We start from the raw sequence: 14,785 nt of genomic DNA, 5'->3' as shown, positions 1-14,785 counted from the left end.
AAGAGTGGCTGCTGTGTCGGGTGTGGCGGCAGAGCGCGTTGGGCGGTGCGTGAAGTCCTCAGAACTGGATGGCGAGGACACGCTCAAGACGACACACCGCCCGGAAGATCACTATCCGTATCCAGTGGGTAGTCGACCCTGATCCGACCGGACTGCCTCGTCTGGCCAGGGGCAATGCGCGACGGGCTGCTGCGGTCGGCAGAAGGGTCCTGCTGAAGGGTCGACAGATTGCTGTCACTCGCGGTGACGAAGGCGGGTCCGGGGGCCTGGGGACCATTTGGGGACCAGCTTGGGACCGCGCCTGGTGAGCGCCCGTGAGCGCCCGTAGGCGATAACGGGCATCTACGTACGAACTTGAACCCGCCTGGGCATCCGCCGGGCTCCGGCTCTGTCGACCGCAGATCTCCATGGTGAGTTTCAACTTCCGTTGTTTTCAGTGTACTTGACCAACAAATAAGCCGAGGCCGTGAGGTCTCGGCTGTCGACACTAGTTGAACCCCTTGACTGGGGGTCAAGGGGTCGCAGGTTCAAATCCTGTCGTCCCGACCAGCGTTTTCGCAGGTCGTAGGCCGTTTCCACCGTGAGGTGGGAGCGGCCTTGACGCGTTTTTCGGGGCTCGTGAGTGCATTGTGAGGGCGGGATTTCGCCCGAGCTGATCACGTCAGGGATGCGGTGTCTCAACTCGCCTTCCGTTGCTGGGTTCTGGTGGCGACCCTCTGGTTGCGTACTCGGGTGGTGTGATCCCCGGGTGCGCGCGGGCGTGGGAGCTCGATTGGGCTGGCGGAGGTGAGGGCGTGGTCGATGGTGTCGACGGCGTCGCGGGCGGCCTGGGTGGTGAGGTGGCCGTAGATGTTCGCGGTGGTGGACAGGGTGGCGTGCCGCAGGGTCTTGGAGACGACGGTGAGGGGGACGTCAGCGGTGATGGAGATGGTGGCCGCGAGGTGGCGCAGGTCGTGGACGGTGGTGCGGGGGACGCCGAATTCGCGGCAGAGGTCGTGGAAGTGGTTGAGGACGTAGGCGGGGTGGAGGGGGCGTCCGTCGGGGCGGTGGAACACGAAGCCTCCGTGGTCCGCGTGGGAGAGCGACGGATCCTTGTCCTCGGCGCGGTGGCGCAGTGCGATGGCGACGCGCGCGGAGAGGGCGACCCAGTCCTTGCTGGAGCGGGTCTTCGGTGAGGTGAGGATCAGACGGTTGTTGTCAATGGCGGAGAGCGTGTAGCGGATGTACAGGACGCGTTCAGGCAGGTGGACGTCGTCCCAGTGCAGGGCGAGGGCTTCGCCCTTACGGATGCCGGTGCCGATGAGGACTTCGATGAGGTCGGCGAAGGCCGGGTCGGTGGCTTGGCAACAGTGCAGGAAGTGGATCGTGTCCTGCACGGTCCAGATCTGCCGTTCTGCCGCCGCGGGTCTCGGGATGACGGTGGGGCGGGCCGGGTTGTAGGGGAGCCGGCGGTGGCGGGCGGCGTCGCCTAGGAGTCTGATGAAGATCTTGAAAATGCGCCCGGCTTGCACCAGTTCGACCTGATTGACATTTGCCGGCAATCTGGGGCGAACTGGGCGACCGAACCAAGATCTTCAGGAGACTCCTAGGGTGCTGGAGAGCGTGGCGAGGCAGCGGTGGACGGTGACCTTGCCGCGTCCGGCTGCGAGTTGAGTATGGGTGAAGGCGGCGATGTGGGAGTGGCCGAGGTCATCGAGCCTGATCGCGCCAAGGGCGGGGACGAGGTCGTTGGTGACGTAGTCGCGGTAGCGGACGTAGGTGGTGGGCTTCAGGGTGAGCTGCTTGTCCTTGAGCCAGGCCGTGAGGTAGTCGGCGAGGGTCTGGTTGGGGTCGGCGCTGAAGCCGGCGGCCTGGCCCTCGACCATCCGGCGGAGTCCTGCGCGGGCTGCGTCGGCGGTGGGGTAGCCACCGCGACGGACGTTGTTGCGTCGGTGATCGGGGGAGGGGAGGTCGAGGGAGAAGGTCCAGGCGCCGTGATCGGGGTCCGCGACGAGCTCGGGGCAATGGGCCCCGAACTGCTTGCCAGCCTCGTCGCGGCAGCCGCACCGGCGGTAGACGTGCCCGGCGTGGGCTGCGGAGCGCATGGTGATCACTTCCAACGCGGGTCGTACGAACAGCCATGCTCATGGTCTCCTGACAGACGTCAGCCGACGGTGAACCCCCGCACTCACGCCGTGCCCACAAGCGGGCGAAATGGTGCCCTGACCTGCGACGATCTCTTGTTGCGGCGACAAGGGATCGTAGTCGCGCGCCCACACCTTACGGGTTCGTCCCGATGGGACTTCCGTCAACACTGCGGCAAGGGACATTGTGCGAGGCACTTGGTCGACGCTGTTGTCTGCAGGTGCGGGGATGGTTAAGCAGACTACTGACTTCGGCTCGTTACTGACTTCGGCGCTTCGGGGTGATGGATCGGCGCGTTCTACCGGCGGACCGTCGCAGCCGTTTCCAGGATCTGCCACCGGCGTCACCTTCAAGCGCCGAGGTCAGTAACTCCCTTTCCCCTCCAGCGATCTCGCTCACTTGGTCGCCTCCTGGCCGATGAGCAGGTCGAGCAGGCCGGCGGGGGCGTTGTCGCCGAAGATCAGCTGGTGATTCTTGTCGGATTCGGCGGCGAACTGGGCACTGCGGGGAAAAAGGGCCTGCTCGTACTCCGCAAGGGCGGCTTCGACGTCGTCGGGATGTGCGGCGATGGCTTTGCCGAGTTCGGCGCCGTCGAACATGGCGAGGTTGGCGCCCTCCCCGGCGAACGGTGACATGAGGTGGGCGGCGTCGCCCAGCAGCGTCACTCCGGGAACGCGGTCCCAGCGGTGGCCGATCGGCAGGGCGCTGATCGGGCGCGGGGCGAGGGCTGTTTCCCCGTCAGTGATGAGTGCGGTGAGTTCAGGCGCCCATCCGGCGAATTCTGCCGTGACCTGGGCCGCCGCCGTTTCGGGACTGGCGACAATGGCGGCGATCCAGTCCTGCGGCTTGTTGAGCGCGACGTAGGTGTGAAGAACGGCGTCGGCCTCTCGATGGCCAAGGATCCCCTTGCCGGCCGTGACCGCGAACAGGGAACCGTCGCCGACGGCCTTGGCCGCTGCGGGGTGGCGCTGGTCGGCGTCGTACAGGTAGGTCTCGATGAACGACGTGCCGACGTACTCGGGCTTCGCGTCGGAGAGTAGCGGCGCCGGATCCTCGACCAGGCGCCGTCCGCGCCGACGAGGAGGCCGGTCGTCACGGTTGGCCCGTCGGCGAAGGTCAGCTCGTGCCTCCCGTCTCCGAGGGGGTGGACGCTGGTGACCTTGTGTCCCCACTGGATCATCTCGTCGGGCAGCGAGTTGATCAGGATCCGGCGCAGGTCTCCGCGGAGCACCTCCGGGCGACCGCCTGTGCCGTCGTTGGGCTGGTCGAGCAGTACCGCGCCGTGCTGGTCGAGCACGCGCAGGGCCTCGCCGCCTTCGTGGATGATCGCGCGGAACTCGTCGGTGAGGCCGGCCGCTTCGAGGGCGAGCTGGCCGTTGTACTCGTGGATGTCGAGCTGACCGCCCTGTGCGCGGGCGTCCGCCGATATCTCGGCTTCGTAGATGGTCGCGGGGATGCCGTGCAGGTGCAGGACCCGTGCGAGGGTCAGGCCGCCGAGCCCGGCGCCGACGATCGTGACGGGAGTGGTCATGGTGGTTTCCCTTTCGCTTGGACGCCGCGATACTGCGAACAGTGAGCGCAGTAGCGAGGAGGAAGACCGATGGACGACGCTCACACGGTGATCTGGAACCGGCCGGAGCGGGCCGCGAAAGGCCCCGCGCCGTCACGCACCCGGGCGGAGATCACCAGCGCCGCTATCGCGATCGCCGACGCCGAGGGCATCGAGGCGCTGTCCATGCGGCGCGTCGCCAAGGAACTGGGAACGGGCACAGCCTCGCTCTACCGCTACCTGGCGTCCAAAGACGACCTGCTCGACCTCATGCTCGACGCCGTAGCGGCCGAAGGCGGCGGTCCGCCTGCCTCCACCGGCGACTGGCGCAGCGACCTGCGAGGCCTGGCCCGTCGTTCCCGGGCCGCCTTCCACCGGCATCCCTGGATGACCTCCCTCGCAGCAGGGCGCCCGTCGCTTGGACCGAACTCCCTCGATGCCATCGAACACGCACTCGCCGCCCTTGATCCCCTCGGCTTCGATATCGACGTCATGATCACCGTCGTCGACACACTGCAGGCCTTCGTCCGCGGCTACGCCATCGGCGAGCTCGCCCAACAGGAAGCCGTCCGACGCTCCGGAGTCGGCATTCAGCAATGGATGGACGCTCATGCGCCCTACCTCGACAAAGTCGTCAAGAGCGGGCGCCATCCACTCCTCGCCCGGGTCATTCGTGATGCCGAGCTTCCCCACGCGGCCGACAGCGCCGAGCGGGGGTTCGAATTGGGACTCGAACGGCTCCTCGACGGATGGGAGGCCAACCTCCCGGTCCGGCCCTGACGATCCGGCGCCGTCACCTGGCGGTTCATCGGGGAACTCCACCCCCCGACGCCGGCCTCCGCGCGCCGAACCCCCGATGCAACGCGATCCCCCGAAACGACCCGCCAGGGCTTGCACGGATCGGCGGACGCCTCGTCGTATCTGCTTTTGGGCCAGCTCGGCGACCATCTCCGGGGGAAGTCGATCCGCTACTTCAAGCCCTCTCCCGAGGCGATCTCGGAGCTGACCAGCCTCCTCGCGCCCGACGCTACGCGGCGCTGACTCACCTATCTGGTCAAACGAGCGAGCCGGGCCCGGTGGCCGCGTCGTCGGGGTGGCGTCGGCGTTGACCCGGGTACGGGGCTGGGAGCAGCACCGCATACCAGCCGCCGGGCCTTGGGCCGCTCGGGCAGCCGGATGTCGAACGGCATCCGGGTCTCGTCCTTGAACCAGCGCCGGTCGTAGTCGCACACCGCGCAGACCGACCGGGCGGCGCGGGCCTGCTTCTTCGACCAGGCGGGCCACTCCGTCGACAGCGCCACGTTGGCGATGGCCATGTCATCGGCCCTGGGCTGGAACACCGTGAAGTCCCAGTGCGGGGCGTCCTGGGCGATGTCGGCGACGGTCTGCTCCAGCGACGGCATCCACGGCACCAGGTGGGCCAGGTCCTTGCGCAGGATGCGCACCTCCTGGCCCTCGCGCATCGCCTTGCTGTAGGAGAAGGCGAGCCCGGTCAGGCTGCCGGGGCGGTCAGGACGGCCTTGGCCGCCAGCCGGAGATTCCTGATCATCGGATTCGGGTCGCCCTTGCGGCTGACCAGGACGACCTGGCTGGAAGGAGCGCCCTCGATCGGGACGGTGACGAGGTTGGGGCGCAGTGAGCTACGCCGATCGCCGACCGGTAGCACGGCGATCGCCCTGCCACTCGCGACGAGTTCGAGCTTGTCCTCGTAGCTCTCGATCGGCGGCACGTCGGCTCCGAGGATCCGGTAGGAAGTCCAGTCCGCAGTCTCGAACGGGCACGGCGCCGCCTCCTCGCCGGCCAGTTCTTCCGCGGTCACCGACGGGCGGTCGGCCAAGGGATGGCCGCGCGGGACCACGAGCATCCGGGGCTCCTCATACAGAGGGGTGGTGAAGACGTCGTCGGCGGCGAGCGGCAGCGGGGCCCGCGCGATCAGGGCGTCGACGCGCTTGTCGGACAGCGCCCCGACGTCGCGGCAGCTCAGGTACCGGGTGGTGATCTCAGCGTCCGGGTAACGGCGGCGCAGTTCCCGTACGGCGGCAGTGATCACCAAGTCTTCAACGTAGCCGATGGCGATTCGTTCGGTCTCGGCTTGTTCACGTACGGCCAGTTCGGCCTGGCGGGCGGCCTGCAGCAGGGCTTGGGCCCGGGGGAGGAACCTCTGGCCGGCCGGAGTGAGCCGGGCGCCCTGGGGCACGCGGTCCAGCAGTCGTGCGCCGAGATACTTTTCGAGCCGTTGGATCTGGCGGCTCAGCGCAGGCTGGGTCACGTGCAAGTCGGCGGCGGCCCGGCCGAAGTGCTGGTGCGCCGCCACCACGGTGAAGTAGCGCACCAGCCGCAGTTCCAGGTCCTGTCCGAGATCGTTCACCCTTGCAGCGTACGCGTCATGCCGTTTCGGAATGATCAGGTTGCCGGATTGGTCTTGGACGGCGATGCCGCGGTGGGCCTTGACTTAAGGAGCAACGTTTCCCCAGGAAGGCGACAGACGCGATGAAGGCGATCCAGTTCCATGAAGCGGGCGGGCCGGAAGTTTTGCAGTATGACGAGGTGCCGGTTCCCGAGATCGGCCCGGGCGAAGTGCTCGTCCGGGTGCACGCGGCGGGCATCAACCCGCCGGACTGGTACCTGCGTGAGGGGATGAAGGTCATGCCGGCCGAGATGAGGCCGGCCCTGGAGTTCCCTCTGGTCCCCGGAACGGACATGTCGGGAGTGGTCCAGGCGGTCGCTCCGGACGTGCTGGGGTTCGCCGTCGGTGACGAGGTCTTCGGCATGCTGCGGTTCCCCGGATTCGACGGCCGGACTTACGCCGAGTACGTGGCCGCGCCGGCTTCGGACCTGGCTCACAAGCCGGCCGGTATCGACCACGTGCAGGCGGCTGGGGCGCCGATGGCTGTGCTTACGGCGTGGCAGTACCTGGTTGACCTCGGCCACGACGTGCCGTCTGTTTTCACCGGTCAGGTGCACCAGCCGGTGCCGATCACGCCAGGGATGACCGTGCTGGTCAACGGGGCCGCCGGTGGAGTGGGTCACTTCGCGGTGCAGCTGGCGAAATGGAAGGGGGCACACGTGATCGCGGTGGCCTCTGGGCGGCACGAGCAGTTCCTGCGCAAGCTCGGCGCCGATGAGTTCATCGACTACACCAGGACGCAGGCCGCGGACGTGGCCAGCGGTGTCGACCTGGTGATCGACACCGTCGGTGGCCCGGACAGCTCACGCTTCCTGACCGTGCTCAAGCGCGGCGGCACCATGCTTCCGGTGTTCTTCGCCCAGTACGACCCGGAAGAGACGGCGAGTCTGGGCATCACGGTCTCGAACATTCAGGTGCGTTCCAACGGCCCCCAGCTCGCCGAGATCGGGCGCCTGTTCGACGAGGGCAAGCTGCAGGTCGGGGTGGACAGCACCTACCCGCTGCCCGAGGCGGGCAGCGCACACACGCGAGCCGCGCAGGGCCACATCCAAGGCAAGATCGTGCTGACGGTGGTCTCGTGATCGCCGAACTCCAGCAAGCCGTGGCGCACTACGCCCACGCCCTGGACGAGCTGAATGTGCCCGAGCTGGAAGCGGTTCTGACCGAAGACACCACCTGGACCTTTACGATGCCCGGACAGGGAGTGCTCGGCCCGGTCGCCGGACGCGCGGCGGTGCTCGACTTCATCCGTGACGGGCACACGGCCCAGACCGGAAGGGTGCGGCACCACCTGGGCAATGTCGTGGTCACGACGACGGACGCCGTCACCGCTGAGGTGCGGGCCTATCTGGTGCAGACGAGGAACACCGGCGAGAGCATCCAGATGATCTCGACCGGGGTCTACAAGTTCTGCCTGCGCCGCTCCGACGGTGGGTGGCGGATCGCCGAGCTCACCTTGACGCTGGACAACGCCGTTTAGGGCGGGGCCAGGCAGTGTGTCCGGCGGATCGTCGGGTGCCTGCCGGCGGCGCCCGGGTACCGATTGGGCCGACGACGAACAGCACGGGCCTCTGTAGGGGGATGGCCGGCTGGTCGACGCATTGTTGGCACGTGGGTACCGGCCGGTCCAGCCGGAGCGAGCCGGCTGGACCGTTGGCCGACGAGCAGTATCTGGTACGGGCCGAACCCGCCCTTACCGATGTGGCGTTCGAAGCGGTGCAGCCGCAGCCGAATCCGAGCGTCTTCCAGTCAGCGGGCCATGCCGATCGTGCTTGCCGAGCCGTCTCGGCCAAGATCAGCCTGCCGGACCCGGACATCGACCTGGACGCCGGCACTCTGATTTTCAGGAGAGTTCATGCCTGACGCCCCTAGGTCAACGTCAACTCCGCCACCAAGTCGGACAGTACATGCCACGATCGTGTGCCACTGGGAACCGATCCATGCCACGCGCCGGCTCCGGCTACCTCCAGCCGGCGCGGCTCGACAGTCAGCGGGCGATTGAGATCGCGAAGGGTGTGAATCCGCTGGAGCGGATGACGTGCGGGACGAAGAGGATCGCGGCCTCTGTGGCGCGGGCGGTCTGGATCCCGCCGAGATCGGTGATCCAGTCCTTGTGCCAGCCGAGGTCGGTGAGCAGTTCGCGGACGGTCTGTTTGGCCTGGGGGTCCTCGCCGGAGAGGAACGCGGTCGGTGTCTGGGTGAGCGTGGCCGGTGCGGTCATCACCGGGAAGAGCATGGTGTTGAGTGTCTTGACGACGTGCGTTTCGGGGAGTGCTTCCTGGAGTCGCTCGGCGAGGCTTGAGCCGGGGTAGATCAGATCGGCGGGCAGTCCGTCCGGTCCGTCGAGGGTGGCGTTGGAGACGTCGACGAGGATCTTGCCGCGCAGTTCGTCGCGCAGGGCGACGAGCCGCTCCAGCGAGCCGGCGCCCGGGGTGGCGTTGATGACGATCCGGGCTGTCCGGGCGGCGTCGGCGGCGGCGCCCGGCGCGCGGTCCGCCACGGTCACCTCATGCCCTGCCCGGGTGAGGGCTGTGGCCAGGTTGCCGCCGACGCGGCCGTTTCCGAGAACTGCGATCGTGGTCATGATGATCTGGTCCTTCCGTGCGTGCAGGTTGTGGTGCGCGGTCAGCGTGAGAGGGTGGCAACGGCCTCGGCGTGGACGCCGGGTGCGGCGGCCAGGAAGCTTTCGCTCTGCGGGGTCCAGGGGCGGCCCCCGGCGTCGGAGATCCGTCCGCCGGCCTCGGTGACGAGCAGCGCCCCGGGCAGCAGGTCCGCGCGGGCGCCGGCGAACTGCCAGAAGGCGTCGATCCGGCCGGCGGCCACGTTCAGCAGGTGCAGGGTCGCGGGCACGGCGGTGCGGACGACGAGCGCGTCGAAGAGCATCGCGGTGATCGAGGAGCCGACGCGTCGCACGACCTTCTCGTCCTCGTCGGGCCGGGCCTGGCTGGTGGCCACGATGCTCAGGCCGAGGTCCGCAGTGGGGGAGACGTGCAGCGGTCGGCCGTCGACGTGGGCGCCCGCGCCGGTGAGCGCGGTGTAGGTTTCGCCGGTCAGTGGCAGGTGGACCGCGGTGAGCACCGGCTGGTTGTCGCGCACGAGGGTGGCGGTCACCGCCCACTCGGCCAGGGCGTGCAGGTGGTTGACGTTGCCTTCGGCCGGATCCACTACCCACCATTCACCGGGCGGCAGCGCCCCGCCGTCCAGCTCGTCCTCCACCCAGCCGGCGTCCGGGCGCAGGCTCGTGAGGCGGGGGCGCAGGATGTCGAGGACCGTGTCGTCGTTGGCGGCCAGCGCGCGCATCAGCTCCTCGCGGGTCTGGTAGCGGACCACCTCGCCGAAGCGCTCGCGCAGCGCCGAACCCGCCTCACGCACGGCGATCGCGGTCTGGTCGAGCACGTCGGCGTCGGAGGCGGCGACGTCAGTGGTCTGAAGCGTTTCGGACATGGTGGTACTCCCGTCTGAGGAGGGGTGCTGAGGCCGGTCGAGGGCCGAACTGCGCGTTACTTCTTGCGCTTTCGCCTCAACGGTAGACAGCCCCTTAATTAACTTCAACTGCATGTCAAGCACGGCTAGGATTACTCACATGCAATTGGATTTGAACCTGCTCGCCGCGCTCGACGCGCTGCTGGAGGAGGGAAGTGTGGCCGGGGCGGCCGCGCGCCTGCATGTCACCGCCCCCGCGATGAGCCGGAGTCTGGGCCGAATCCGGCGCACGACCGGGGATCAGATCCTGGTGCGCACCGGCCGCACGATGACCCCGACGCCGTATGCGATCGCGGTGCGGGAACAGGTGCACGAGCTGCTACACCAGGTCCAGGGGGTGCTGGCGCCGAGCCGTGAACTCGATCTGGCAACGGTGGAGCGCACTTTCGCACTCCGCTGGCACGATTCCCTGGTCGCCTTGAGTGGCCCCGCACTGCTCGCGGCCGTGCGCGAACAGGCGCCGGGCGTGCGATTGCGCTTCGTCGCGGAATCGAGCGTCGACACCCCCGAGTTGCGGCGCGGCGAGGTCGACCTGGAGGCGAACGCCAACCGTCCGAGCGCACCGGACATCCGTGCCGAGAACGTGGGCGAGACCCGCCTCGCCATCGTCGTGAGGCAGGGACACCCCCTCACCCGTGTTAGGACTATCACCGCAGAGCGGTATGCCGCCGCTGAGCACGTCACCGTCTCGCGACGTGGAAACCTCAGCAACGCCCTCGACGACGCCCTCGCACGGCTCGGCCTCACCCGCCGCGTGGTGGCCACCGCGCCGACGGAAGCGGCCGCGCTGGAGTTCGTACGCGGCTCCGATCTCCTGATCAGCGTCCCCGAAGTGACCACGCGGTCCGCAGTCGCCGACCTCGGCCTGGTCTTGCTCCCGCTCCCTCTCGAACTGCCGTCGGCACCGATATACCTGTCGTGGCATCAGCGCTACGACACCGACCACGCCCACGCCTGGCTGCGCGGGCTGGCGCGAACCGCGCTAGCCGTGTGCGGAGCGTCGTAGTCGGCGTCGTCCGGCCGCTTCGGGGTCGGCACACAGACCGGTGGCCATGACGGGCATCGGCGGCATGCGGGCCCTGCGAAGCCTGGACCGCGCGGACGCCGAAAACCCCGGTCCTCCCAGCCCCAGCATGGCAAGCCGGCCGAGCCTCTGACTTCTCGGCCCTTGCCGTCGCCAGCAGGTCTGTTCGCACGACGACGGCGCCACGCTCGGGGCGCGACCTCGGGGCGGGATCACGAGCCCGGCCCGCCGCCGTCCTTCCATCATGGCTGACGATCCGCTCCGGGATCCGTTCGCGGCGCTGCCGCCTGGGCGTCCTGCGATCGATCCAGCCCCATCCAGATGAGTGATGGCAGCACGGCCCCGGAGCAGTCCGGCCCAGCCTCCCGCTCCTTCAGACTGCCTGCACAGGTCGACCAGGCAGACGGCCTGAAGCGGGGAGGCTAGGCCGGACTGATCCGGGTCCGTTGAATCGACATCTCAGCCGAGGGCGTCGGCGATGGCGGTGAGCCAGCGGTTCACCGGGCCGAGGGTGATCAGGCCGCTGCCTGCGCCCGCGAGTTCGCCCGAGGCGGGCAGCAGGCGGGCGTGGAGTCGCTTCAGCACCGCCCGGTCGCCGAGGTCCAGCGCGACTGCGGCCTGCAGGCAGCACAGTGCCTCGTAGGTCAGGTCGGCGGGAGGCTCGGGCACGGCGCGCAGCATCGCCTGCGCGTCGGCGCGTTGGCCGGTGCGCAGTGCGGCGAAGGGTGCGGCCCAGGGGTGGTACGGGCCCCAGTTCGCGTTCAGATCGACGTGTTCGGCTGCGTCCCGCGCGGACGGGCTGTGGTCGGCCAGATGCAGGCACAGCTGTGTGAGCGGCAGCAGTCCGTGCTCGACGCCGGGCATGCCGGCGCCGTCAAGCCGGGCGGCGGCGGCCCGGTATGCCCTCTGGGCCTGGAAGGTCTGCCCGGAGGCAGCCAACCGGAGCGCGCGGTACCACTGTGTGAAGACCGTTGCCAGCGGCACCTCATGGCGGTCCGCCAGGCTGTCCGCGGCGGCCGCGTGCGCGTCTGCGGCCGGGAAGTCGTCGAGCGCGCTGCGCGCCTGCATGCGGATCAGGTGGCCGAGCACTTCGAAGGTCACCAGGCCGTGGCGGGCGGCCAGTTGGACCAGTTCCGCGCCGATCGCGTCCCGCCGCGGTGCGAGACCGGCCCGGGCGCAGGACTGCATGAACGCCCCGTTGAGGGCGAACGCCAGCAGCGTGGGGTCGTCCAGGCGGCGGGCGATCCGCTCCGCCTCGCGCGCGGCTTGTGGGCCGCGCGGGGAGCGGGTGCCGCGCATCTCCAGTGCGATCGTGCCCAGCAGACGGCAGCGCGCCGCCTCGTGCGAGCCGTCGTCCGGCAGGGCGGCCAGGGTGCGCTCGGCGGCCGCGACGATCCGCTGGGCTTGCGTCGGGTCGTCGTTGCGGGTCCAGATCGCGGGGACGTCGTAGGCGCCGATGATCCGGGCGGTCAGGGCCGGGTCGCCGAACTCCTCCGCCGCGGTGATGGCCGGCAGGCGGTGTTCCTGCGCTGCCCGCAGGCCGGCGCCGCCGGTCAGCGCGAGGTTTCGGACCAGACCGATCGTCGATTCCAGTCGGGCTCGGGCGCCTGCGGCGACGGTTCGGTCGTAGGCAGCGGTCGCCCGGGTCCACAGTCGAGCCGCCGCCGTCATCGGTTCGGCCGGCAGGTCGAGCTGCGGGTCCTGGGTGAGGATGCCCGCCTCGAGGCGACGGATCTCCGGGCCCGGATCCACGCCCAACTGGTCAGCCAGCATGGCCCGGGCCCGGCGCAGCACCGCGAGCGCGTCCGCCTGGCGGCCCGTGCGGTACAGCGCAAGGGCCAGCAGTTGCCAGGCTTCCTCGCGCCAGGGATGCTCGGTCAGGTGGGCGTCCAGGTCGGGCACCGCCTCGGCGGCCAGCCCCAGGGCCAGCCGGGCCCGTGCCTGTTGCTCCACGGCCTGCAGCCGCAGTTCGGCCAGCCGGGAGCGCTCGCCGCGGGCCCAGTCCTGCTGGGCGCAGTCGGCGTAGGCCGGGCCTCGCCACCATCCCAGGGATGCCTCCAGCCGGTCCAGCGCCTGGGTGGGCGGCAGCTTCGCGGCGGCAGCGACGGCCGCCTCGAAGCGCCAGGCGTCCACGGCGTCCGGCGCCGCCCGCAGCGCGTACCCGGGGCCTTCCGTGACCAGCAGGCGGGCTGGGGCCCGGGGCGGGCGATCCGGCTCCAGGACACGGCGCAGCGCTGCGATGAAGGTCTGTACGGAACCCACGGCGCCCGGCCCGGGCTCCTCCCAGAGGTCCGCCACGAGGCGGGCGACCGGGACCACCCGTCGGCGGGCCGTGATCAGCCGGGCGAGCACCGCCCGGTGCCGCGGGCCCTTCAAGTCCAGGACGCCGCCGGTGCCGTCCCAGGCCACCACCGGCCCGAGCACACCGAAAGCCATCCGTTCCATCCGTACCTCCCGACCGTGCCCCGCGCCTGCCACGGTACGCGCTGATCGAGTGCTGATTGGCGCGCGGCAGGCTCGTCAGCGTCCGCCGACCGGCAGACACCGCACGCTCCGACGAAAGCACACACCATGGCACCGACCATCCCCGGTTTCGACTACCAGCGCGTCCAGGTCGCCGACGGCATCGCCCTCAACACCGCCGTCGGCGGCTCGGGCAGCCCGATCGTGCTCCTGCACGGCTTCCCGCAGACGCACCTGATGTGGCGGCACGTGGCAGCCGCTCTCGCGGCGGACCACACGGTCATCTGCCCCGACCTGCGCGGCTACGGCGCCAGCGACAAGCCCGCCGACCCGGACGGGGTCAGCTACGCCAAGCGCACCATGGCCGCCGACGTCGTCGCGCTCGCTCGCGCCCTCGGCCACGAGCGGTTCGCGCTGGCCGGCCACGACCGCGGCGCCCTGGTCGCGATGCGTGCCGGACTCGACCACCCCGCCGCCATCACCCTCCTGGCCTGCCTGGACGTCCTGCCGACCCTGGACATGTGGCAGGTGCTGCGCGGCACCAGCGCTACCGTCGGATTCCACCTCTACCTGATGGCCCAGCCCCCGGGTCTGCCCGAGCAGCTGATCGCGGCCGCCCCGGACGCCTTCTTCGGCCACTTCCTGGACATCTGGTCCCAGCGCCCTGAGGCGATCACCCCCGACGTCCGCGCCGCGTACCTGGACGCCTGCCGCGCGGCGGTGCCCTCGATCGTGGCCGACTACCGCGCGTCCGCAGGCATCGACGTCGCCCACGACCAGGCCGACCGGGACGCGGGCAACCAGCTGAGGATGCCGGTCACCGTCCTCCAGCAGGACTGGGGTGCGCTCCTTGGCTTCGACGCCCGGGCACTCTGGTCCGCCTGGGCACCGGACCTGGCCCACACGACCGTCAACTGTGGCCACTTCATGGCCGAGGAAGCCCCCGAGCAGATCACCGCGGAACTCCGCAAGCTCATGGCCCGCTGACCAGAACCTGCCCGGAAGATCGTGCAAGAGGTCGCCCGGATAGACCTGGTGGAGGACCTCGACTGACCGGACCACTCGGTGACCGATTCGCGGCGCTGCTGCCCGAGCGGCCCGAGGTTGCCACCGCCGATGTTCGGCTCAGGCCACGACGAGTGGATATGACTCGGCTTCTTGGCCCGGCTCAAGCAGATCCCGCCGGAGTCCCACGACCGGATCCGTCAGTGCGCCGGTTCTTCCGGTACGACGGGGACCAGCAGGCGGGCGGGCGTCAGCGGTCCGCTGTGGAGGGTCACGGTGTTGTCGAAGACCTCCGCCGGTCGGTCGACGGGGTCGCTGCGGGCGGCGCCGTGGAGCGGGTCGCAAGCTACGTCAACAGCCAGCCGACCACCGGCGGCGGCACGCACGAGCTCGGCTTCCGCGACGGCCTGGCGGCTGCGGTCACCGCCTACGCCCGGGAGCAACAGCTGCTCACCCCGTCCGACCCCGGCTTCACCCCCACCCAGCTCGGCGCGGGCCTGACGGCGGTCGTGTCGGTGAAGCTCGATCGCCCCGAGTTCGAGGGGGCCACCCGCGACTGGGGGTCAAGGGGTCGCAGGTTCAAATCCTGTCGTCCCGACCGGTTTCGGGCTCTTGTGCTGGATCTGTGGGTCGGATCATGTGAGTTGGCGTCGGGGCAGGGTGGGGCGGTTGCCGCCGAGGCAGAGCATGACGAGGGCGATGACGGCCTCGGCGGAGCGAAAGCCGAAGC

Annotated in this window: 13 protein-coding genes and 2 pseudogenes; 7 read left to right on the top strand and 8 right to left on the bottom strand. The window is 69.6% G+C overall.

Annotated features, from left to right (window positions below):
* Nucleotides 1-677: 677 nt before the first annotated feature.
* The 3 genes and pseudogenes from ABZW30_RS21560 to ABZW30_RS21550 all read right to left on the bottom strand — a co-directional run bounded on the left by ABZW30_RS21560 (nt 678) and on the right by ABZW30_RS21550 (nt 3,655).
* On the bottom strand, nt 678-1,511 hold the full coding sequence (locus ABZW30_RS21560) for a site-specific integrase (protein ID WP_355672754.1): 834 nt from the start codon (nt 1,509-1,511) through the stop codon (nt 678-680).
* 63 nt (nt 1,512-1,574) lie between these two features.
* The gene (locus tag ABZW30_RS21555; RefSeq protein WP_355672753.1) at nt 1,575-2,084 is read right to left on the bottom strand and encodes an N-terminal phage integrase SAM-like domain-containing protein; all 510 of its coding nucleotides are present in this window, start codon (nt 2,082-2,084) and stop codon (nt 1,575-1,577) included.
* A gap of 435 nt (nt 2,085-2,519) precedes the next feature.
* A pseudogene (locus ABZW30_RS21550) lies at nt 2,520-3,655 on the bottom strand (NAD(P)/FAD-dependent oxidoreductase).
* Between the two features lie 69 nt (nt 3,656-3,724).
* On the opposite strand from ABZW30_RS21550, the gene ABZW30_RS21545 reads away from it, so the two are divergent.
* Nucleotides 3,725-4,453, top strand: a complete 729-nt coding sequence (locus ABZW30_RS21545; RefSeq protein WP_355672752.1) for a TetR/AcrR family transcriptional regulator — start codon at nt 3,725-3,727, stop codon at nt 4,451-4,453.
* A gap of 266 nt (nt 4,454-4,719) precedes the next feature.
* Here ABZW30_RS21545 and ABZW30_RS21540 read toward each other — a convergent pair whose 3' ends face one another.
* Complete coding sequence (locus ABZW30_RS21540) at nt 4,720-5,136, bottom strand: hypothetical protein (RefSeq protein ID WP_355672751.1); 417 nt, start codon at nt 5,134-5,136, stop codon at nt 4,720-4,722.
* Between the two features lie 29 nt (nt 5,137-5,165).
* The gene (locus ABZW30_RS21535) at nt 5,166-6,041 is read right to left on the bottom strand and encodes a LysR family transcriptional regulator (protein ID WP_355672750.1); all 876 of its coding nucleotides are present in this window, start codon (nt 6,039-6,041) and stop codon (nt 5,166-5,168) included.
* Nucleotides 6,042-6,163: 122 nt separating this feature from the next.
* On the opposite strand from ABZW30_RS21535, the gene ABZW30_RS21530 reads away from it, so the two are divergent.
* From ABZW30_RS21530 to ABZW30_RS21520, 3 genes are all read left to right on the top strand, one after another.
* Nucleotides 6,164-7,162: an NADP-dependent oxidoreductase gene (locus ABZW30_RS21530; protein ID WP_355672749.1), complete on the top strand. Its 999-nt coding sequence runs from the start codon at nt 6,164-6,166 to the stop codon at nt 7,160-7,162.
* Entirely contained in the window at nt 7,159-7,560 is a 402-nt protein-coding gene (locus tag ABZW30_RS21525; RefSeq protein WP_355672748.1) for a nuclear transport factor 2 family protein, read from the top strand. Before ABZW30_RS21530 ends, ABZW30_RS21525 begins: the two co-directional genes overlap by 4 nt.
* A gap of 173 nt (nt 7,561-7,733) precedes the next feature.
* Nucleotides 7,734-7,943, top strand: a complete 210-nt coding sequence (locus ABZW30_RS21520) for a hypothetical protein (RefSeq protein WP_355672747.1) — start codon at nt 7,734-7,736, stop codon at nt 7,941-7,943.
* 124 nt (nt 7,944-8,067) lie between these two features.
* On the opposite strand, the gene ABZW30_RS21515 is transcribed toward ABZW30_RS21520, so the two are convergent.
* Complete coding sequence (locus ABZW30_RS21515) at nt 8,068-8,664, bottom strand: NAD(P)-binding domain-containing protein (protein ID WP_355672746.1); 597 nt, start codon at nt 8,662-8,664, stop codon at nt 8,068-8,070.
* A gap of 41 nt (nt 8,665-8,705) precedes the next feature.
* On the bottom strand, nt 8,706-9,524 hold the full coding sequence (locus ABZW30_RS21510) for a 3'(2'),5'-bisphosphate nucleotidase CysQ (protein ID WP_355672745.1): 819 nt from the start codon (nt 9,522-9,524) through the stop codon (nt 8,706-8,708).
* Between the two features lie 139 nt (nt 9,525-9,663).
* On the opposite strand from ABZW30_RS21510, the gene ABZW30_RS21505 reads away from it, so the two are divergent.
* The gene (locus ABZW30_RS21505) at nt 9,664-10,569 is read left to right on the top strand and encodes a LysR family transcriptional regulator (RefSeq protein WP_355672744.1); all 906 of its coding nucleotides are present in this window, start codon (nt 9,664-9,666) and stop codon (nt 10,567-10,569) included.
* 477 nt (nt 10,570-11,046) lie between these two features.
* Here ABZW30_RS21505 and ABZW30_RS21500 read toward each other — a convergent pair whose 3' ends face one another.
* Nucleotides 11,047-13,032: a BTAD domain-containing putative transcriptional regulator gene (locus ABZW30_RS21500; RefSeq protein WP_355672743.1), complete on the bottom strand. Its 1,986-nt coding sequence runs from the start codon at nt 13,030-13,032 to the stop codon at nt 11,047-11,049.
* A gap of 126 nt (nt 13,033-13,158) precedes the next feature.
* On the opposite strand from ABZW30_RS21500, the gene ABZW30_RS21495 reads away from it, so the two are divergent.
* Both ABZW30_RS21495 and ABZW30_RS21490 read left to right on the top strand, forming a co-directional pair.
* Nucleotides 13,159-14,037, top strand: a complete 879-nt coding sequence (locus ABZW30_RS21495) for an alpha/beta hydrolase (protein ID WP_355672742.1) — start codon at nt 13,159-13,161, stop codon at nt 14,035-14,037.
* Between the two features lie 221 nt (nt 14,038-14,258).
* Nucleotides 14,259-14,785 (top strand): annotated as a pseudogene (locus ABZW30_RS21490) (hypothetical protein); the annotation flags it as partial.

It is taken from the genome of Kitasatospora sp. NPDC004669 (genome assembly GCF_040609455.1).
GTDB lineage: Bacteria > Actinomycetota > Actinomycetes > Streptomycetales > Streptomycetaceae > Kitasatospora.
This window is presented reverse-complemented; position numbering and strand designations above follow the sequence as displayed.